This window comes from Micromonospora sp. B006 (genome assembly GCF_003408515.1).
In the GTDB taxonomy this organism is placed as follows: Bacteria; Actinomycetota; Actinomycetes; order Mycobacteriales; family Micromonosporaceae; genus Micromonospora; species Micromonospora echinospora_A.
Genome location: NZ_CP030865.1, coordinates 2,333,413 through 2,353,845 on the forward strand (window position 1 = coordinate 2,333,413; position 20,433 = coordinate 2,353,845).

Consider the following 20,433-nt stretch of genomic DNA (forward strand, 5'->3'; position numbering starts at 1 on the left):
CGAAGGACCGACAGTGAAGTACGTAATCATGATCCACTCCAACCCGGAGCCGTGGGGTCACCCCACCTCCGAGTATCTGGCCTCCTACCAGGAGCTGCCCGCCGAGGTACGGGACCGGCTCAATGCCGACTTCGAGCAGGTGCTGACCGAGCTGCACGCCAACGGTGAGCTGGTCGTCGGTGAGGCGCTCGCCGACCCCGGCACCGCACGGCTGTACCGGTGGAGCGACGGCGCGCCGCTGGTGACCGACGGCCCGTACTCCGAGGCCAAGGAACACCTCGCCGGTTTCTTCCTGATCGACGTGGAGGACCAGGCCCGCGCCGAGGCCGTCGCCGCGAAGTTCGCCGGCCCGGGGGAGACCGTCGAGCTGCGGCCCCTGATGTGGCCGGGCGGCTCCGATCAGTAACGCCACGGCGCTGGCGGACGTGTGGCGCCGGGAGGCGCCGCACGTCCGCGCCGCGCTGCTGCGCCGCTACGGGCACCCCGACGCCTGCGAGGACGCCCTGCAGGACGCGGCGGAGGCGGCTACCGCCCACTGGCCGCGCACCGGCGTCCCCGACGACCCCCGCGCCTGGCTCATCCGGGTCGCCGCGCGACGGCTGATCGACCGGATCCGCGCCGACGCGGCCCGTACCCGCCGCGAGCGGCTCGACGCGGCCCGGCAACCCGACGCCGGCGTCGTACCGGCCGTGGACGACACGCTTGTGACCGGCGCCGACGACACGTTGCGGCTGCTGTTCCTGTGCTGCCACCCGGCGCTGAGCCGCCCCTCCCAGGTCGCGCTGACCCTGCGCGCGGTGGCCGGCCTGCGCGTGGAGCAGATCGCCGCCGCCTACCTGGTGCCGGCCCGGACCATGACCCAGCGGCTGAGCCGGGCCCGCGCGACGCTGCGCGAGGCGGGCGCCCGGTTCACCATGCCGCCGCCGCACGCGCTGCCCGGCCGGGTGGCCGCCGTGCTCGACGTGTGCCACCTGGTGTTCAGCGAGGGCTACACCCGTACCTCCGGCGACCAACTCCTGGACGTCGAGCTCGCCGAGGAGGCGATCCGGCTCACCCGCCAGGTCCACGCCGCGCTGCCCGAGCACCACGAGGTGACCGGCGCGCTGGCGCTGATGCTGCTCACCCACGCCCGGTCGCCCGCCCGTACCGACGCCGCCGGTGACCTCGTGCCGCTCGCCGACCAGGACCGCTCCCGCTGGCGTGACGCCCTCGTCGACGAGGGCGTCACGCTGCTCGGCCAGGCCCTGCCCCGGGGCCCGGTGGGCCGCTACCAGCTCCAGGCGGCCATCGCGGCCGTCCACGCCGAGGCCCCGACCTTCGACGACACCGACTGGATGCAGATCAGCGTCCTCTACGACATGCTGAGCCGGGTCGCCCCCAGCCCGTTCGTCACGCTCAACCAGGCCGTCGCCGTGGCCATGGCGCACGGCCCCGACGTCGGGCTGGCGCTGCTCGGCCCGCTGCACGCCGACCCGGCCATGCGCGGCCACCACCGGCTGCACGCCGTCCGCGCCCACCTGCTGGAGCTGCACGGCGACCCGCAGGCCGCCGCCGAGCACTACCGGCTGGCCGCCCGGCTCACCGGCAGCCTGCCCGAACAGCGCTACCTCAACCGGCGGCTGGCGCGCCTGACGAGTGGCTCCTGATCGCTGTCACTGCCACACCCCGGCCACCTCGGCGGCCACGACGTCGGCCTGGGCGAACCCGGCCCGCGCTGACGCCGCCCGCCGCGCCGGGTCCAGCACGTTACGGCCGATCGCCGTCCGCGCCGCCCGGTCCGGCGACACCACGGCCACCCGCGCGCCCGCCGCCCGCAGCGCCGCCACCTGCGCCGACAGCCGCGGCATCGGCCCCACCGCCGCGCGGGTCGGCGCCAGCACCACCACCCGCTCGCACCCGGCCGCCAGATCCGCGTTCACCGGGGAGCGGACGCCGCCGTCGACGAACCGCCGGTCACCGATCGTCACCGGCGGCCAGACCCCGGGCACCGCGCAACTGGCCCCGACCGCGTCCACCAGCGACGCCCCGCTGTCGGCGTCGAACACCACGAACTCTCCGGAGGCCGCGTCCACGGCGGTCACCAGCAGCCGCGCCGCCGGCCACTGCGGTGACGGCAGCCGCGCCGCGATCACCGCCCGCCGTGACTGCTCCGACGGGGTACGCGCCGACAATGCCATCGCACCGATACGTGCCCGGGCCCGCGCCGCGTCCCGGCCCCGCCCACCGGCCCACGCCCAGCGCAACAGCACCGCCGTCCCGAGCCGCGCCGACGCCTCCTCGCGGGGCGGCCGCAGCTGCGCCTCGTACAACTGCGTCAGCGGCGTGCCCGAGCGCACCTGCGCGCCGACCACCGACCCGGCGGACGTGCCCACCACCAGCTCCGCCTCGTCCAGCCGCAGGCCGTGCCCGGCCAACCCGGCCAGCAGACCCAGCTCCCAGGCCACCCCGGTGACACCGCCACCACCCAGCACCAACGCGCGCCCCATGTGACAGTCCTCTCCACCCCGGATGGTCCCGCCCACGGTAACGTCGCCCCCACCACACGACAGGGGAGAAGGGCATTGACCTCCGTCACCATCGTCACCGGGGGAGGGCGCGGCATCGGCGCGGCCACCGCCCGCCGGCTCGCCGCCGAGGGCCACGACCTGGTCATCGGTTACCGCGCCGACCACACCGCCGCCGAGGCGGTGGCCGCCGACGTGCGCGCCGCCGGCCGCCGCGCGGTCACCGTCGCCGCCGACACCACCGACCCCGACCAGGTACGCCGGATCTTCGACGCCGCCGACCAGCTCGGCCCGCTCACCGGCCTGGTCAACAACGCCGGCGTCACCAGCCCGATCGGCCCGTTCACCGACCTGCGCGTCGACGACCTGCGCGAGGTCGTCGACGTCAACCTCATCGGGTACGTGCTCTGCGCCCAGCAGGCGGCCCGTCGGCTCACCCACGGCGGCGCCATCGTCAACGTCTCCTCCGTGGCAGCCACGCTCGGCTCACCCGGCGAGTACGTCCACTACGCCGCCGTCAAGGCCGCCACCGACACCCTCACCGTCGGGCTGGCGAAGGAACTCGCGCCGCGCGGCATCCGGGTCAACGCCGTCGCTCCGGGCATCATCCGCACCACCATCCACGCCCGCTCCGGCGCGCCCGACCGGCCCGACACCGCCGCCGGACGGATCCCGCTGGGCCGCGCCGGGGAACCCGAGGAGGTCGCCGGCGCGATCGCCCACCTGCTCGGCCCGGACGCCTCGTACACCACCGGCGCGGTCCTGCGCGTCGGCGGCGGGCTCTGACACGACGGCGGCCCGGGGGTCCCGCCCCCGGGCCGCCGCGTCGCGTCTCCTACTGGGTGAACAGCTTCGCCGCCGTGATCACCGTCTGCACCACGCCGTAGCCCAGCAGCGCCGACACCACCAGCCACGACACCACCAGGCGAACCAGCTGCCCGCCACCGCTGTGCTCGTTCACGATCCGCTCCTCTCCGTCGACCCCGGCTGTCCCTGCTCCGTCTCGCCCCGCCCGGACGCGGGCTCGTGGTAGCGCTCCGGCACCGGCCGCACCAGCAGGTTCGCCACCAGGCCCACCGCCAGCACGCCGACCATCGTGAACAGCGCCGGCCGGTACGCCGCCGCGGTCAACGTGCCCGGCTCGCCCTGCGCGTCGAGGAACCCGTTGACGATCAGCGGCCCGGCCACGCCCGCCGCCGACCACGCGGTCAGCAGCCGGCCGTGGATCGCGCCCACCTCGAACGTGCCGAACAGGTCCCGCAGGTACGCCGGAATGGTCGCGAACCCGCCGCCGTAGAACGACAGGATCACGGACGCCAGCAGCACGAACAACGCCGTCGAGGTCTGCCCCACCAGCGCCAGCACCAGGTACAGCACCATGCCCACACCCAGGTACACCACGTAGATCGGCTTACGGCCGATCACATCCGACGTGGACGACCACACGAACCGGCCCGCCATGTTGAACAGCGACAGCAGCCCCACGAATCCGCCGGCCGCCGCCACCGACACCGCCGACGTGCCGCCCTCGCGGAAGAAGTCCTGGATCATCGGACTGGCCTGCTCCAGGATGCCGATGCCCGCCGTCACGTTGCAGAACAGCACCACCCACAGCAGCCAGAACGACCGCGTCCTGACCGCGTTGGCCGCCGACACGTTGGCGGTGGTCACCAGCGGCTTCTCGGCCACCTGGGCCGGATCGAACCCGGCCGGGCGCCAGTCCGGCGCGGGCACCCGCACGTTGAACACCCCGAACATCATGATCACGAAGTAGCCGATGCCGAGCGTCACGAACAGCCACACCAGCGCCGACCCGGACGCCGTGGAACCGCTGTCCGACGGGTCGTATCCGGCGTCGTAGAACGACAGCAGCTGTCGGGACAGGGGAGAGGCCACCATCGCCCCGCCACCGAACCCCATGATCGCCAGCCCGGTCGCCAGACCCGGCCGGTCCGGGAACCACTTGATCAACGTGGAGACGGGGGAGATGTAGCCGATTCCCAGACCGATGCCGCCCAGCACGCCGTACCCCAGATACAGCAGCCACAGCTGCCCGGTCGCGATGCCCAGCGCACCGACGAGGAAACCCGCCGCCCAGAAACACGCCGAGACGAACATCGCCTTACGCGGCCCGTTCGCCTCCACCCACGTACCGGCCACCGCGGCCGACAGCCCCAGCATCACGATCGCGATGCTGAAGATCACCCCGATCGCCGTCTGACTCGTGTCGAAATGCGCGATCAGGGAGTTCTTGTACACGCTCGTCGCGTACACCTGCCCGATGCACAGATGGATCGCCAGCGCCGCCGGAGGGATCAGCCAGCGGCTGTACCCCGGCGGCGCGACGGTGTGCCGACGATCGAGTGCGGAAAGCATCGTTGCTTCCTCCGTCCAGATGGCGAGAACACAGGCGGTTCATGCCCCCACCGCACGCTGCGCCCAAACCCGCTCCGCGCCGGGCGGTCGAAACGCTGAGCCGAACGGTCACCGCCGCAGCCACCCGTCATCACGCCACCACCGCCCGTCACACCCGCCCCGGGATGCGACCATGAGCAGGTGAAGATCCTGTCCATCCAGTCGTCGGTCGCCTACGGCCACGTCGGCAACTCCGCCGCCGTGTTCCCATTGCAACGCCTCCGACACGAGGTCTGGCCGGTTTTGACCGTGCACTTCTCCAACCACACCGGCTACGGCGCCTGGCGCGGCCCGCTGCTCGCCCCCACCGACGTCGCCGACGTCATCGCCGGGATCGAGGACCGCGGCGTGCTCGGCACCGCCGACGCGGTCCTCTCCGGCTACCAGGGCGACCCGGCCGTCGGCGCGGTCATCCTCGACGCGGTCGCCCGGGTCAAGGCCGCCAACCCGGCCGCGCTCTACTGCTGCGACCCGGTCATGGGCGACGTCGGCCGCGGCATGTTCGTCCGCCCCGGCATCCCCGAATACCTGCGCGACACCGTCGTGCCCCGCGCCGACATCGTCACCCCCAACCAGTTCGAGCTGGAGTTCCTCGCCGGCCGCACCACCGACACCCTCGACGACCTGCTCGCCGCCGTCGACACCGTCCGCGCCGCCGGCCCACGGCACGTCCTGGTCACCAGCGTCCTGCACGGCGACCTGCCCGCCGGGCACCTGGAAGTCGTCGCCGTCTCCGACGACGGCGCCTGGGCCGTCACCACCCCGCTGCTGCCGATCGCCCCCAACGGCGGCGGCGACGTCACCGCCGCCCTGTACCTGGCGCACCTCGTCACCACCGGCTCGCCGCAGACCGCGCTGGAACACACCACCAACTCGATCTACGCGGTACTCGAGGCGACCCTCGAAGCCGGCACCCGGGAGCTGCAGATCGTCGCCGCCCAGGACGCCATCGCGCAGCCGCCGACCCGGTTCACCGCCCGCCGGCTGCGCTGACCGTCGCCCGGGTGCACCTGCCGCGCGGGTGCACCCGGCGACGACTCGCCGCCCGAACTGGTGGACGACACCACCGCCCAGCAGGCAGGATGCGGACGTGTCACCGCACCAGGGCACCGACGACCCCGCGTTCGCCCAGCGCCTGCGCGACCTGACCCGGCTCCGCCGCGTCCGCGACCGCATCGACCGCGAGTACGCCAGACCCCTCGACGTCGAAGCCCTCGCCCGCGGCGAGCACATGTCCGCCGGCCACCTCAGCCGCCAGTTCCGCCTGACCTACGGCGAATCCCCGTACGCGTACCTCATGACCCGCCGCATCGAACGCGCGATGGCCCTGCTGCGCCGCGGCGACCTCAGCGTCACCGATGTCTGTTTCGCCGTCGGCTGTCAGTCCCTGGGCACCTTCAGCACCCGGTTCACCGAACTCGTCGGCGAGCCGCCCAGCGCCTACCGTGCCCGCCACGCCCCCGACACCGCCGAGCCGCCTCCGTGCCTGACCAAACAGGCGACCCGACCGGTCAGGAATCGAGAAGCCCGCACCGCCCGGCCACCACTAGCGTGACCACCATGACGATCACCATTCACTACACGTTCCTGCCGCACACCGACGCCGACGCCGCTCTCGCCTTCTACCGCGACACCCTCGGCTTCGAACTGCGCAACGACGTCGGCTACCAGGACATGCGCTGGCTCACCGTCGGCCCACCGAACCAGCCCGAGACCGGCATCGTCCTGCACCCGCCGGCCGCCGACCCCGGCATCACCGACGACGAACGCCGCACCATCCTCGAACTCATCGCCAAGGGCAGCTACGGCGCGCTCACCCTCGCCACCGACGACCTCGACGGCCTGTTCGACCGCCTCCAGGCCAGCGGCGCCGACGTCGTCCAGGAGCCCACCGAACAGCCCTACGGCGTACGCGACTGCGCCTTCCGCGACCCCACCGGCAACCTCATCCGCATCAACGAGCGGCGCTGACCCCGCCCATGGCCGACGCGCCCCGCACCCGCGCCCAGCGCCGCCACGACACCACCCACCGCCTCGACCACGACGTCGACTGCTGGGTCGCCACCGCCGGCCCCGACGGCACCCCGTACCTCGTGCCGCTGTCCTTCGACTGGGACGGCCACACGCTGCTCGTCGCCACGCCGGCCGACAGCCCCACCGGCCGCAACCTCGCCGGCGGCCGCGCCCGCATCGGCCTCGGCCCCACCCGCGACGTCACCATGATCGATGGCGACGTGGAAAGCCTCGCCATCGACGCCCTGCCGACCGCCCGAGCCGACCGCTTCGCCACCCGCACCGGCTTCGACCCCCGTACGCTGACCACTTCCTACCGCTGGTACCGCCTCACGCCACGCCGCGTCCAGGCCTGGCGGGAGGCCGACGAGCTGCCCGGCCGCACGCTGATGCGCGACGGACGCTGGCTCGACTAGAGCACCACCCGACCCGGACGGAGAGACCATGAGCGAGGCCACCGCCGGCCTGCACCGCGCCGACAGCCACGACGTCATCCGCGTCCTCGGCGCCCGCGAGAACAACCTGCGCCACGTCGACGTCGAACTGCCCAAACGCCGCCTCACCGTCTTCACAGGCGTCTCCGGCTCCGGCAAGAGCTCACTGGTCTTCGGCACCATCGCCGCCGAGTCGCAGCGCCTGATCAACGAGACCTACAGCGCCTTCGTCCAGGGCTTCATGCCCACCCTGTCCCGGCCCGAGGTCGACGTCCTGGAGGGCCTCACCACCGCCATCATCGTCGACCAGGAACGCATGGGCGCCGACCCGCGCTCCACAGTCGGCACCGCCACCGACGTCAACGCGATGCTGCGCATCCTGTTCAGCCGTCTCGGCGACCCCCACATCGGCCCGCCCAACGCGTACTCGTTCAACGTCCCCTCCGTACGCGCGGCCGGCGCCATCACCGTCGAGCGCGGCCCCGGCAAGACCCAGACCAAGAAGGGTACCTTCAACCGCCTCGGCGGCATGTGCCCCCGCTGCGAGGGACGCGGCGCGGTCACCGACTTCGACCTGACCGTCCTCTACGACGAGAAGCTGTCCCTCAACGAGGGCGCCATCACCATCCCCGGCTACAGCATGGACGGCTGGTACGGCCGCATCTTCCGCTCCAGCGGACTGTTCGACCCGGACAAGCCGATCCGCGACTACACCAAGCGCGAGCTGAGCGACCTGCTCCACAAGGAACCCACCAAGATCAAGGTCGACGGCATCAACGTCACCTACACCGGCCTCATCCCGGCCATCCAGAAGTCGATGCTCGCCAAGGACGTCGACGCCATGCAGCCGCACATCCGCGCCTTCGTCGAACGCGCCATCACGTTCACCACCTGCCCCGACTGCGACGGCACCCGCCTGAGCCCCGAGGCCCGCTCCTCGAAGATCAACGGCATCAGCATCGCCGACGCCTGCGCCATGCAGATCAGCGACCTCGCCACCTGGGTACGCGACCTGCGCGAACCCTCCGTCGGCCCGCTGCTCACCGCGCTGGGGGACACCCTCGACTCGTTCGTCGAGATCGGCCTGGGCTACCTGAGCCTCGACCGGCCCGCCGGCACCCTCTCCGGCGGCGAGGCCCAGCGCACCAAGATGATCCGCCACCTCGGCTCGTCCCTCACCGACGTCACCTACGTCTTCGACGAACCCACCATCGGCCTGCACCCGCACGACATCGCCCGCATGAACAACCTCCTGCTGCAACTGCGCGACAAGGGCAACACCGTCCTCGTCGTCGAACACAAACCCGAGACCATCGCCATCGCCGACCACGTCGTCGACCTCGGCCCCGGCGCCGGCACCGCCGGCGGCACCATCTGTTACGAGGGCACCGTCGCCGGCCTGCGCGCCAGCGACACCACCACCGGCCGCCACCTCGACGACCGCGCCACCTGCAAGGACAAGCTGCGTACGCCCACCGGCGCGCTGCCGATCCGCGGCGCCCGCACCCACAACCTGCGCGACGTCGACGTGGACATCCCCCTCGGTGTCCTGGTCGTGGTCACCGGCGTCGCCGGCTCCGGCAAGAGCAGCCTCATCCACGGCTCACTGGCCAAACGCGAGGACGTCGTCAGCGTCGACCAGACCGCCATCCGTGGCTCCCGCCGCAGCAACCCGGCCACCTACACCGGCCTGCTCGACCCCATCCGCAAGGCGTTCGCCAAGGCCAACGGCGTCAAACCCGCCCTGTTCAGCGCCAACTCCGAAGGCGCCTGCCCGACCTGCAACGGCGCCGGCGTCATCTACACCGACCTGGGCATGATGGCCGGCGTCGCCAGCACCTGCGAGGACTGCGAAGGCAAGCGGTTCCAGCCCGCCGTGCTCGACTACCACCTCGGCGGACGCGACATCAGCGAGGTCCTCGCCATGTCCGTCGACGAGGCCGAGACGTTCTTCAGCAACGGTGAGGCCCGCACCCCGGCCGCCCACACCATCCTCGACCGGCTCGCCGACGTCGGCCTCGGCTACCTCACGCTCGGTCAGCCGCTGACCACGCTGTCCGGCGGGGAACGGCAGCGGCTCAAGCTCGCCACCCGGATGGGGGACAAGGGCGGCGTGTACGTCCTCGACGAGCCCACCACCGGCCTGCACCTGGCCGACGTCGCCCAACTGCTCGGCCTGCTCGACCGGCTCGTCGACGCGGGCAAGTCCGTCATCGTGATCGAGCACCACCAGGCGGTCATGGCACACGCCGACTGGATCATCGACCTCGGGCCGGGCGCCGGTCACGACGGCGGACGAATCGTCTACGAAGGCACCCCGGCCGACCTGGTGGCCGCCCGGTCCACGCTCACCGGCGAACACCTCGCCGACTACGTCGGCGCGTGAGCGCCACACCGGACCTCAGCGGGACAGGCCGGCCATCCGGGCCGGCGGCGCCGTGCCGGGCTCCACCAGGCCGCACTGGTACGCGGCCACCACCGCGTGCGTCCGGTCCCGCATCCCCAGCTTCGTCAGGACCCGGCTGACGTGGGTCTTGACCGTCGCGTCGCCGAGCACGAGATGCTCGGCGATCTCCCGGTTCGACATCCCGTACGCCATCAGCACCAGCACCTCCCGTTCCCGCGGAGTGAGCCCGCGCATCTGCACCGGAGTGGGCAGTCCCGGGTCGGGCCGGGCGGCGAGGTCGTCGAGCAGCCGCCGGGCCACCGCCGGATCCAGCCACGCCTCCCCGGCGGCCACCGCCCGGATCGCCGACACCAGCTCGGCGGGCGCGGCGTCCTTGAGCACGAAACCGGAAGCGCCCGCCCGCAACGCGGCGTGCACCGCCTCGTCCACGTGGTACGTGGTCAGCATGATGATCCGTACCGGCCGCTGCGGATCGTCGATGAGCTGCTCGTCGGCCATCAGCCTCGTCGCGGCCAGCCCGTCGGTGCCGGGCATCCGCACGTCCATCAGCACCACGTCCGGGCGCAGCCGGCGACTGACCTCGACGGCCTGCGCCCCGTCGTCGGCCTCGGCGACGACCTCGATGTCAGGCTCGTTGGTGAGCAGCATCGCGAGTCCCGCCCGTACGAGCGGCTGGTCGTCGGCGAGCAGCACCCGGATCATGAAGGCTCCCGTCGTCGGCGGCCGTGACAGCGGCCCCACCACATGATCATCGACGTCGCCGCCGTCGGCCAGCCCGATGTCGCACAGCGGACACGCGTTCACCCGACAGCCGGCGCCCCGCCGTCACCCGATGCCGCCACGAGGTCGCCGCGCTGCGCTACCGGCAGCGTCGCGCTCACCCGGAACCCGCCCTCGGGACGCGGCCCGGCGACCAGGCGACCGCCGACGCGCTCCAGCCGCTCGGCGAGGCTGGCCAGCCCGTTGCCGGTGGACAGTCCCGCCGCCGCGCCCGGGTCGCGGCCCGTGCCGTCGTCGTCGACGCGCAGCAACAGCACCCGCTCCTGCCACCCGAAATGAACAGTCGCGCAGGCCCGCCGGCCGACGTGCTTGAGCGTGTTCGTCAGGCTCTCCTGCACCGTCCGGTACGCCGCCAGCTCGATACTCGGATCCAGCGGCCGGGCACTGCCGGACACCGACATCGTCACGGTGAGCCCCGCGCACCGCATCGACGTCAGCAGTACCTCGATGTCGTCCAGCCGCGGCTGCGGGCCGGGCTCACCGTCGACCGCCGGGCCCGACTCGGCGCGCATGACCGCCAGCAGCCGGCGCAACTCCGCCATCGCCTGCTGCCCGGCCTGCTGGATGTGCAACAGCGCCTCCCGGGTCCGCTCCGGATCCGACGCGCTGATCCGCGCCGCCCCGGCGGCCTGCAGCACCATCACCGTGACCGAGTGCGACACCACGTCGTGCAGTTCCGCGGCGATGCGGCGACGCTCCAACGCGACCGCCTCCGCCCGCGCCACACGCCGCTCCCGTTCCAGCTGGGCCACCCGCCGCCGGTGCCGCCGCACCACCGACCCGGCGGTCCACGCGGCCGCGTAGATGAGCGCGAACATCAACGCGGTCACCACGAACTCCCCGGCCCGCGCGCCCGGGCTCGGCTCCACCCGGAACGAGTCGAACGCGCTGAGCAGGCTCCGCGCGCACGCCGCCGTGTACGCCGCCGCCGACACCACCAGCGGCCGCAGCGCCGCCACCGTGTACAACGCCACGATCAGGCCCACCCACGGCCGGTAGTCGTGCAGCAGGAACCACATCGCCGCGCCGTGCACGCACTCGAACGCGAACACCGCGACCGGCGCCCGGGCCCGCCACCACAGGGCGCCGACCGACAGCACCGCGGCGAGCACCTGCAGCCACTGCCGGGCCGGACCGACCGGCTCGCTCTGGATCACCACGGACGACGCCGTGAACAGGTCGAGCAGGCCCAGCACCGGCAGCAGCAGAAGATCGTGACGCCACCAACTCGCCGCCCGCGCCGGAGCGGACGGCGCCACCGCACCGGTCACCGAGGTCATCGGCGGGCTAGGAGTCTTCGGCGGGGCAGCCGATCCCGAACAACCGGCACGTCCAGGACAGCGGCGAACCGTCGTCGTCACCGCCGCCGTCACCGTCGGGCGGCGGCGTGGCCGCGCTCACCCGGTGCGTGGTCACCGGCACCGCCGGCCGCCCCGGCTCACCCGCGCGGCCCGCCCCGGCCAGCACCACCGTCGCCACGACGTCGGCCGCGGCGTCCGCGGCCACCCGCCACCGCCCGTCCGCGTCGTCGGCGAGCATCGCCAGCACCCGCCGCACCGCCGAGGCGTCCGTGCCGTAGCCACCCGGAACCGTCGCGCCGGCGAGGGAAACCATCAGCAGGTCCGCCTCGTCACGGTGCAGCACCGACACCTCCGCGACAGTCAGCGACCGCGCATCCCCGCCGGCCACACCCACCAGGCGCACCGCGTCGCCGGACCGGGCCCGGCCCGCACCGACAGTCCTCAGCAGACAACGCCGACCGTCCAACGGCACCCCACGCGCGACTGTCACCCACCCGGCCGGCCGCTGCGCCTGCAGGAACACCACCATCGGCGGCGACTGGACCTCGGTTCTCATCACGGACCTCCACAGAAGGAATTGCGGGCGAACAGCCCGCGTACGCGAGAAATTCTGGCCCACACCGGCCCGCCGGACGTCCCCGTACCGGGTGACATCCGGTGTCACCTTCCAGACGGACCCCCGACGCCCACCACCGGGCCGGGACGGACACCGAACCTCGCCCCACGGCCGGACGCCAGGACCGGCCGGTGACCACCACGATGGAACCAGTCCGGACGACAGCGGCAACACACCGAACACCCCGGACACCCTTCCCAACCCGTCACGGCCGCGAGGTTTGCCATGCCCACGCCCGGTGCGTTCCTGATCGCCGACCCGGTCCACGTCGACTCACCGGCGTACGTCGCCGACGCGGCGAGCCGGTTCCCGCTGGCCGACCAGACCCCGCCCGACGGCTGGCGCGTCGCCGAGCACGGCGGCTGGGTCATGTGGCACCCGCCGCACGCGCAGCTGCCGCAGCAGGGCTGGAAGGTGCACGTCTCGGTGAACCTCGACGACGCCGCCGACGCCCTCGACCTGGTACGCGAGCACTGCGTCCGCCACCGGATCGCCTTCAAGTTCCAGCGCAGCCGACGCCTCGCCCTGGTCAACAACGAGAAGTACGCCCACCGCGCCGGCAGCGGCAAACTCGCCGCCCTCTACCCGGCCGACGACACCGCCCTGCGCCGCATCCTCGACGACCTCGGCGCCCAGCTCGCCGGCTACCGCGGCCCGTACGTCCTCAGTGACCTGCGCTGGCACGACGGCCCCCTCTACCTGCGCTACGGCGGATTCGCCGAACTCTGGTGCGTCGACGGCGACCATCCCGTCCCCGCCGTCACACGCCCCGACGGAACCCTCGTCCCCGACCGCCGCGAACCCGTCTTCACAGTGCCCGACTGGGCCCCCGTACCCGACTTCGTCGCCGAACACATCGCCGCCGTCGACGCGCAGACCGACGACGAACCGCCCTACCGCATCGAGGAAGCCCTGCACCACTCCAACGCCGGCGGCGTCTACCGCGCCACCGACCTGCGCGACGGCCGCACCGTCGTCCTGCGCGAAGCCCGCCCGCACGCCGGCCTCGACGGCGCCGGCACCGACGCGCTCACCCGCCTACGCCGCGAGGAGGACATGCTGCGTCGGCTCGCCGGCCTCGACTGCGTCCCACAACTGCTCGACCGCCTCACCTGGTGGGAACACCAGTTCCTGGTCGAGGAGCACATCGAGGGCGACACCCTCCAGCACCACCTCGCCATGCGGCACCCGCTGATCCACCCCGACCCCACCCACCAGGACCTGACCGACTACACCACCTGGGCACTCCACGTCATCGACCAGGTCGAAGCCGCCCTTGCCCAGGTACACGCCAGGGGAGTGGTCTTCGGCGACCTGCACACCGCCAACGTCATGATCCGCCCCGACGGCCGCGTCGTGCTCGTCGACTTCGAACAGGCGTACCTGACCGACGAGGACTTCACCCCGTCACTGGGCGACCCCGGCTTCGCCACACCCCGGATCCGCCGCGGCCCCGCCGTCGACACCTACGCGCTCGCCTGCCTGCGCCTCGCCGTCTTCGTACCGCTGACACCACTCGCCGCGCTGTGCGACGAGAAGTTCGACGACCTCCTCACAGTCGCCCGACGCTTCCCGCTACCGCCCGGCTACCTCGACCGCATCCGCGACGACCTGCACACCGCACTGAACCCACCCGCGCCCGACCGCCGCCGCGTCACCCGCTACCCCTGGCCCGCCGACCAGCGCCGCCTGATCGAATCACTGGCCGCCGGCATCCGCGCCACCGCCACACCCCACCGCACCGACCGGCTCTTCCCCGGCGACCCCGGCCAGTTCCCGCACGGCGGCGCCACCCTCGCGCACGGCGCCGCCGGCGTCATCTGGGCACTCGTCAACACCGGCGTCGACTACCCCGAACGCGACGAACACCTCGACTGGCTCACCCGCGCCGCCCGCCGCCTGCCCACCGCCCACCTCGGCCTCTACGACGGCCTGGCCGGCATCGCCGCGCTCCTCGACCGCACCGGACGCCACGACGACGCCGGTGAACTGCTCGACCGATGTCGCACCGGCCTCCACCACCGCTACGGCCCCGGCCTGCACAGCGGCCTCGCCGGCATCGGACTCGCCCTGCTCCGCCCCGGCAGACCCGCCCCCGACGACGCCCTGCACATCGGCGACCGACTCGCCCGCACCCTCGCCGGCGACACAAAGCAACCCGTGCCCGAACCCGCACGCCCCGGCCTGCTCCACGGCTGGTCCGGCCCCGCGATCTTCCTCACCCGCCTCCACGAAGCCACCGGCGACCCCGCCTGGCTACGCGCCGCCCGCACCGCCCTGCGCCGCGACCTGCAACACACCGTCCGCGACGACAACGGCAACCTCCACGTACGCGACGGCGCACGACGGCTGTTCTACCTCGACGAAGGCAGCGCCGGCATCGCCGTCGCCGCACACACACTGCTCCGCCACGGCGAACGCCAGTGGCTGCGCGACGTCGTCACCACCGTCCGCCGCACCATCGACGTCGAATTCGTCCTGCTGCCCGGCCTCTTCCACGGCCGCGCCGGACTACTCGCCACCGCCGCACTGCTCACCGACGACCCACCGCGCGGCACCACCCCGCACGGTCCCGTCGGACTCGTCCGCGACGACGCGCCCCACCACGTCCCCGCGCACCTGGCCCGCCTCGCCTGGCACGCCTACGCCCTCGACGGCCGGCTCGCGTTCCCCGGCGACACCCTGCTGCGCATCTCCACCGACCTCGCCGCCGGCGGCGCCGGAATCCTGTCCGCGATACACGCCGCGCTGCACCGCACCGCAGTGACGCTGCCCTTCCTCGACGCACCCACCCACGTCGCGCCCACCGGCCACCTCCTCGCCGCGAGCTGAGACCCGCCCGGCGCCCACAGACCCCGTCGGAACCACCGACGGCCAACCCCACCACACCCGAGAAGGAGGTGAACCCCCATGACGAAGCTCCTCAACCTGCAGGCCATGGCCACGCAGAACGGCACCCGCCACGCGGTCCCGCCGCAGTCCAGCAGCATCAGCATCGCCTGCTGCAACGGCTGAGACGGCAGTGGCGAACGGGCCGCCGGCCCCAGCCACACCTGATCCGCCTGGCGACCCGGGCGGGCGGCCACCGCCCGCCCGGGTCCGTCGTCAACCCGCCCCACAGCCGGTGGAGCCGACCTCCCGCCCGCCACCACGCCCACGGAGCCCTCATGCCGCCCACCGGCCTGCGACACAACCGCGACTTCCTCCTCATCACCGTCGCCCGCACCGCGTCGAAACTCGGCACCCAGGTCACCGCCGTCGCCACGCCGCTCCTCGTGCTGCTGACCACCGGCTCCGCCACCGACGCCGGCCTCGTCGCCTTCGCCGAAGGAATCGCCCTGGTCCTCGTACTCCTGCCCGCCGGCCTGCTCGCCGACCGCCGCGACCGGCGCATCCTCATGCTCTGCTGCGACGGCGGCGCGCTGCTCGCCGTCGCCGGCGTCACAGTGCTCGCCCTCGTCGGACACGCGCCCGTCCTGCTGATCGCCGTCCTCGCCGCCGCCACCGCCGGCCTCGGCGCCGCCCTGCAACCCGCCGCCGCGGCGGCCACCCGCGCCGTCGTCCCGGCCCGGGACCTGCGTACGGCCACCGTGTTCAACGAAACCCGCAACGGAGTCGTACACCTGGCCGGCCCACCGCTCGGCGGCTTCCTGTTCGGCCTCGCCCCGGCACTGCCGTTCCTCGTCGACGCGATCTCGTACGCCGTCTCCCTGGTCGCTGTGGCCCTGCTACGCGGCCCGCTCGGCCGCTCCCTGACCACGCCGGGGGAGTCCCTGCCCCAGCAGGCCGTCGCCGGGGTCCGGTTCCTGTGGCGGCAACCGTCGCTGCGGTTCACGCTGCTCTGCGGCGCCGTCCTGAACTTCGCGTTCGCAGGCGTCCTGCTGGCGATCATCGTCGTGCCGGTCCGCAACGGCGCCTCCGGACTGTCCGCCGGAACCGTCATGGCATGCGTCGGGCTCGGCGCCGTCGCCGGATCACTCGTCGCGTCCTGGCTGACCGCGCGGGTACCCACCCGCTGGCTGATCCTCGCTGTCGTCTGGGCCTGCGCCGTGCTGACCGCCGCGATGGCCACCACCGACAACGGACTGATCCTGGGCGCGCTGGCCGGCGCCTGCGTCCTGGTCGTACCCGCCGCCAACATCAGCATGCTGACCCTCCAGACCCTGCTGACCCCCGGCGACCTGCAGGGGAGAGCGAACGCCGCGACCAGCTTCATCGCGCTGATCGTGGCGCCGTTCGGCCCGGCCCTGTCCGGCCTGCTGATCGACCGCGTACCGGCGCCGGTGGTGTTCGGCAGCTTCGCGGCCGTCATGCTGACGCTCGCCGTGGGCGCGGCCGTCGCACCCGCCGTGCGCGCCATGCCCGATCTGCGCGCCGTCGAGGACGTCGCGGAGCCCGAGCCCGGCGAGGCCGAGCGGCGCGACCCGCAGCCGGTCTGAGTCGATCTCCGTACCGGCAGGCAGGGGAGAGGCGTCGGTCTTTTCCGGGGACGTTCGGATGATCACGACAGCGCACCGCCCGTGCCACCATGTAGGGCCCCTCCCAGGACAGGCCACAAGGGACGAGGTGCCGGCATGGATCTGCGTAGGAGCCGACAGACGCTGTGGAAGGGCCTCACGGTCTTCGGAGTCGGCGTGTTTCCACTGCTGTACCTCACGTCCGCGTCGACCGGACGATGGATCGTTCTCGGCCTGTGGCTGGTGTCGGCCGGCGTGTTCGTCGCCTACCAGCTCAGGCCGTTCCGGTTCCGCATCGGAGCCGACGGACTGGACCTGCGGGTCGCCGGGCTCAACCGGCTGGTGGCGTGGGCCGAGATCGACGCCGTCGTCCTGGACCAGCCACTACCGTCCGGTGGCCGGAAGCAGCGAGCCGCGTCGGTGCTGCTGGTGCCGGCCACCGCCTCGACCATCGATCGTCGGCTCACCGGGCGGAGCCCGGTCGACGGCCGCCCGGCCCTGGTGCTGCTCGACCTCGATCAGGTGCAGCAGCCGGCGGACGAGGTGGCGGCCGCCCTGGCCCGGTTCGGAGCAAGCCGCTTCGCGGACGTCCGGCAGCGAGCCCCGGAACGGTCCGACGACCCGGGTGCGCCGGACATGGAGGCCCTGACGTTGTTGGCCGACCTGACACCGCGAGTCCAGAAGGCGCTCGACTCGGGGCAGGCGTCGCAGCGGCAGGCGGTCAAGGCAGAGGTGGACGCGGCACTCGCGAGGCTGCGCGAGGCACCGGCGGGTAGTGACCAGCCACGGTTGGCCGCGCTTCTGAAGGTCATGTCCGAAACTCTCGGCGAAGAGGGCGAAGGCGTGAAGGCGTCCTGAGCACTGCCACGCGCTGAGTCGCCGATTCGATAATGTACATTATGTCAAGCTGGGCTCAGGAGGGGTCCCCGGGCGCCACGCTAGGCCACTGACCGACCTTCCGGGCTTGGAGGTCCAACCGGTCGCCCCGTCGCACCGCCGAACTCGGCATCAGCTCGTCGTCCACCGCGCGGTCCGGCCAGTTGGTACGCACCCAGGCCGCGATGCCGCTGGCGCTTGACCGCGAGCACCGATCGCCCGGGTGCCCCCCGAGCACGAATCTCGCCGACACCGGCCTCCACGCCGCCCACTCACCCCCATCCCACCCATCCGGCGATCATGAGGTTGGCGGGGGCAAATTGGACAGCGTCCGCGGTCAACCTCATGATCGCCGGAGCAGAGAGGGTGCCGGCCCTTCCGCCTGCCCTCCGGTGCCCGACCGAGTGCCCGACGGGTGTGACTGCCGCCAGTTCGCCGATGTGGCTGCATCGGAGCGCCCGGGTTGCCGCAACCTCGGCGAGGTGGAGTTGATCATCGCTTGAGCGACTGCGCTCCCCCTGGACCGGCCCCCTGGCGGGAACGCGAGAATCATGCATAATATCCCTTATGCATGACAAACCGGACGAAACGGTAGGGGTCCTGATCGAGGAGTTCCTGACCGCCCGGGCCACCCGCAAGCCCTCCCCCCACACCCTGGCCGCGTACCGGCGGGACCTGACCACAGTGGCCGAGCTCGTCGCCGCCGACGGTGACACCACTCCCCTCCCCCTGGACCGGCTGGCGGTCGGGAGCCTGTCCCCCAGGGTGATGCGCGCGGCGTTCGCGAGGTTCGCCGCTCCCCGCGCCGCCGCGTCGGTCCATCGTGCCTGGTCGACGTGGAACAGCTTCTTCACTTTCCTGGTGGCGGAGGGCGTCGTACCGGGCAACCCGATGCCGGCGGTGGGGCGACCGCGTACGCCGCTCCCCCGGCCCAAGCCGCTACGGGGCGAGGACACTCCGGAGGAACTGCTGGCGGCGGTGGCGCGCGCGGAGGGCAGGCAGCGTGATCCGTGGCCGGAGCGCGACCTGGCGGTGCTGGCGCTGGCGTTGTGCGCGGGGTTGCGGCTGTCGGAGCTGCTGGCGCTGCGGGTGTCGTCGGTGGCGGGGCGCGACGGCGAGCGGCGGGTGGACGTGGCAGGTAAGGGTGGGCGTCCGCGTACGGTCCCGATCGAGGATGCCGTGGACCGGGTGCTTGCGGGTTACCTGGACAGCCGGCGGTACCGGTTCGGGTCGCGAAGTGTGCGGCCGGACGCGCCGTTTCTGGTGGACCGTCAGGGTGAGGCGTTGCGGCGGGGTGGGCTGCAGTACCTGGTGGAGTCGTGTTACCGGCGGGCGGGCATCGGTGACCGGGTGCCGCGGGGCGCCCGGTTGCACGCGTTGCGGCACACGTTCGCGACGCGGTTGGCGGAGGACGGGGCGAGCGCGTCGGAGATCATGCGGTTGCTGGGGCATGCGTCGTTGGCGTCGTCGCAGACGTACATCGAGGTGACGGCGGGTCAGCAGCGGGCGGCGGTGGCGGCGAACCGTACCAACCGGGCTTTGTCGGGGTTGACGCCGCGGCGGTGAGGGCCGCGCGGCGGTCTGCCGTGCTGGCAGGATCGGGCGGATGCGGGTGGGTGCGGCACGGGCGGTGGCGGTCGGTTGGGTACGGGAGCGGATGCGCGTCGATCCGTCGATCGAGGGGGCGTTCTTCAGCGGTTCGACTGTGGGGTTGCCGGACGATGCGGTGCTGCCGCCGTGGTCGGACGTGGACGTGTTGCTGGTGCGCTGGAACCCCGGCGTGAAGGTGGGCAAGTTCGTGCACCGGGGGGTGCTGCTGGAGGTCAGCACTGTCACCTGGGAGGAGTTGGGCGGCCCGGAGGATGTGCTGGGGTCGTGGGTGTTCGCGCCGATGTTCCGTACCGATGGGGTGATCGCGGATCCGTCGGGCCGGCTGGCCGCGGTGCGGGAGCGGGTGGCGGCGGGGTTCGCGGATCCGGTGTGGGTGCGGGCGCGGTGCGCGGGCGTGCGGCGGCGGATCGAGGCCGGGTTGCGGGCGGTCGGCGGTTCGGCGCCGGTGGCGGAGCAGGTGCTGGCGTGGGTGTTTCCGACGTCGTTGCTGGCGGTGTGGCCGGCGGTGGCGGGGCTGGCGGATCCGACGGTGCGGCGGCGGTACGTGCGGGCGGAGCGGGTGTTGTCGCGGTTCGGGTTCGCCGATCGGTATCCGGAGCTGCTGGACACGTTTGACGGCGGTGGGGTGGGTGTGGACGCGGCGCGGGTGCGGGCGCATCTGGCCGGGTTGGCGGTGGTGTTCGACGAGGTGTCGCGGTTGCCGCGGGAGGGGTTCGCGTTCGGGGCGGATCTGGGCGCTGCGGGGCGTCCGGTGGTGTTCGACGGTGCGGCTGAGCTGATCGCGGCGGGCCGGCATCGGGAGGCGATGTTCTGGGTGCTGGTGACGTACGCGCGGTGTCATGTGGTGTTGGGCGCGGTGGCGCCGGAGCGGGAGCGGGCGTTCGGGGCGGTGCTGGCGGATCTGGGTGTGGCGTCGGCGGCGGATCGGCGGCGGCGGGCGGACGCGTTGCTGGCGGCGTTGCCGGGGTGGCAGTCGGTGGTGGATGCGGTGGCGGCGGAGGCTGTGGCAGGCTGAGGGA

19 protein-coding genes are annotated in these 20,433 nt (G+C 72.9%); 13 read left to right on the forward strand and 6 right to left on the reverse strand.

Features of this window, described 5'->3' with window-relative positions:
- The first annotated feature begins 13 nt into the window (after nt 1-13).
- Both MicB006_RS11145 and MicB006_RS11150 read left to right on the forward strand, forming a co-directional pair.
- On the forward strand, nt 14-406 hold the full coding sequence (locus tag MicB006_RS11145; protein WP_184685977.1) for a YciI family protein: 393 nt from the start codon (nt 14-16) through the stop codon (nt 404-406).
- Between the two features lie 19 nt (nt 407-425).
- The gene (locus tag MicB006_RS11150; RefSeq protein WP_116505769.1) at nt 426-1,646 is read left to right on the forward strand and encodes an RNA polymerase sigma factor; all 1,221 of its coding nucleotides are present in this window, start codon (nt 426-428) and stop codon (nt 1,644-1,646) included.
- 6 nt (nt 1,647-1,652) lie between these two features.
- Here the strand turns inward: MicB006_RS11150 and MicB006_RS11155 are convergent, their stop codons facing one another.
- Nucleotides 1,653-2,486 carry a patatin-like phospholipase family protein gene (locus MicB006_RS11155; RefSeq protein ID WP_116505771.1) on the reverse strand — a complete coding sequence of 278 codons (834 nt, stop codon included), beginning with the start codon at nt 2,484-2,486 and terminating at the stop codon, nt 1,653-1,655.
- A 75-nt stretch (nt 2,487-2,561) separates the two neighbouring features.
- Between MicB006_RS11155 and MicB006_RS11160 the strand changes: the two genes are divergently transcribed.
- Complete coding sequence (locus tag MicB006_RS11160; protein ID WP_073829482.1) at nt 2,562-3,290, forward strand: SDR family NAD(P)-dependent oxidoreductase; 729 nt, start codon at nt 2,562-2,564, stop codon at nt 3,288-3,290.
- Nucleotides 3,291-3,339: 49 nt separating this feature from the next.
- On the opposite strand, the gene MicB006_RS32600 is transcribed toward MicB006_RS11160, so the two are convergent.
- On the reverse strand, nt 3,340-3,465 hold the full coding sequence (locus MicB006_RS32600) for a hypothetical protein (protein WP_255419521.1): 126 nt from the start codon (nt 3,463-3,465) through the stop codon (nt 3,340-3,342).
- A complete protein-coding gene (locus tag MicB006_RS11165) occupies nt 3,462-4,880 on the reverse strand; it encodes an OFA family MFS transporter (RefSeq protein ID WP_116505773.1) in 1,419 nt (472 codons plus the stop codon). The genes MicB006_RS32600 and MicB006_RS11165 overlap by 4 nt, the downstream gene beginning before the upstream one ends.
- Before the next feature lie 180 nt (nt 4,881-5,060).
- Between MicB006_RS11165 and pdxY the strand changes: the two genes are divergently transcribed.
- The 5 genes from pdxY (at nt 5,061) to MicB006_RS11190 (ending at nt 9,752) form a co-directional block, all read left to right on the forward strand.
- A complete protein-coding gene (gene pdxY / locus MicB006_RS11170) occupies nt 5,061-5,912 on the forward strand; it encodes a pyridoxal kinase PdxY (protein ID WP_116505775.1) in 852 nt (283 codons plus the stop codon).
- A 97-nt stretch (nt 5,913-6,009) separates the two neighbouring features.
- On the forward strand, nt 6,010-6,474 hold the full coding sequence (locus tag MicB006_RS11175) for a helix-turn-helix transcriptional regulator (RefSeq protein WP_116505777.1): 465 nt from the start codon (nt 6,010-6,012) through the stop codon (nt 6,472-6,474).
- Nucleotides 6,475-6,479: 5 nt separating this feature from the next.
- Nucleotides 6,480-6,890: a VOC family protein gene (locus MicB006_RS11180; RefSeq protein WP_030503949.1), complete on the forward strand. Its 411-nt coding sequence runs from the start codon at nt 6,480-6,482 to the stop codon at nt 6,888-6,890.
- 8 nt (nt 6,891-6,898) lie between these two features.
- On the forward strand, nt 6,899-7,348 hold the full coding sequence (locus MicB006_RS11185) for a pyridoxamine 5'-phosphate oxidase family protein (protein ID WP_116505779.1): 450 nt from the start codon (nt 6,899-6,901) through the stop codon (nt 7,346-7,348).
- 28 nt (nt 7,349-7,376) lie between these two features.
- Nucleotides 7,377-9,752 carry an excinuclease ABC subunit UvrA gene (locus MicB006_RS11190; RefSeq protein ID WP_116505781.1) on the forward strand — a complete coding sequence of 792 codons (2,376 nt, stop codon included), beginning with the start codon at nt 7,377-7,379 and terminating at the stop codon, nt 9,750-9,752.
- Nucleotides 9,753-9,767: 15 nt separating this feature from the next.
- On the opposite strand, the gene MicB006_RS11195 is transcribed toward MicB006_RS11190, so the two are convergent.
- The 3 genes from MicB006_RS11195 to MicB006_RS11205 form a co-directional block, all read right to left on the reverse strand.
- On the reverse strand, nt 9,768-10,475 hold the full coding sequence (locus MicB006_RS11195) for a response regulator transcription factor (RefSeq protein WP_073829980.1): 708 nt from the start codon (nt 10,473-10,475) through the stop codon (nt 9,768-9,770).
- A 98-nt stretch (nt 10,476-10,573) separates the two neighbouring features.
- Nucleotides 10,574-11,833, reverse strand: a complete 1,260-nt coding sequence (locus MicB006_RS11200; RefSeq protein ID WP_116505783.1) for a sensor histidine kinase — start codon at nt 11,831-11,833, stop codon at nt 10,574-10,576.
- 7 nt (nt 11,834-11,840) lie between these two features.
- The gene (locus tag MicB006_RS11205; RefSeq protein ID WP_116505785.1) at nt 11,841-12,410 is read right to left on the reverse strand and encodes a hypothetical protein; all 570 of its coding nucleotides are present in this window, start codon (nt 12,408-12,410) and stop codon (nt 11,841-11,843) included.
- Between the two features lie 285 nt (nt 12,411-12,695).
- Between MicB006_RS11205 and lanKC the strand changes: the two genes are divergently transcribed.
- The 5 genes from lanKC to MicB006_RS11230 all read left to right on the forward strand — a co-directional run bounded on the left by lanKC (nt 12,696) and on the right by MicB006_RS11230 (nt 20,429).
- Nucleotides 12,696-15,302, forward strand: a complete 2,607-nt coding sequence (lanKC, locus tag MicB006_RS11210; RefSeq protein ID WP_116505787.1) for a class III lanthionine synthetase LanKC — start codon at nt 12,696-12,698, stop codon at nt 15,300-15,302.
- Nucleotides 15,303-15,637: 335 nt separating this feature from the next.
- The gene (locus MicB006_RS11215; protein ID WP_116505789.1) at nt 15,638-16,909 is read left to right on the forward strand and encodes an MFS transporter; all 1,272 of its coding nucleotides are present in this window, start codon (nt 15,638-15,640) and stop codon (nt 16,907-16,909) included.
- A 135-nt stretch (nt 16,910-17,044) separates the two neighbouring features.
- Nucleotides 17,045-17,785: a hypothetical protein gene (locus MicB006_RS11220; RefSeq protein ID WP_116505790.1), complete on the forward strand. Its 741-nt coding sequence runs from the start codon at nt 17,045-17,047 to the stop codon at nt 17,783-17,785.
- Between the two features lie 585 nt (nt 17,786-18,370).
- Nucleotides 18,371-19,369 carry a tyrosine-type recombinase/integrase gene (locus MicB006_RS11225; protein WP_116505792.1) on the forward strand — a complete coding sequence of 333 codons (999 nt, stop codon included), beginning with the start codon at nt 18,371-18,373 and terminating at the stop codon, nt 19,367-19,369.
- 40 nt (nt 19,370-19,409) lie between these two features.
- Nucleotides 19,410-20,429, forward strand: coding sequence for a hypothetical protein (locus MicB006_RS11230; protein ID WP_116505794.1), 1,020 nt, complete (start codon nt 19,410-19,412; stop codon nt 20,427-20,429).
- Nucleotides 20,430-20,433 lie beyond the last annotated feature (4 nt).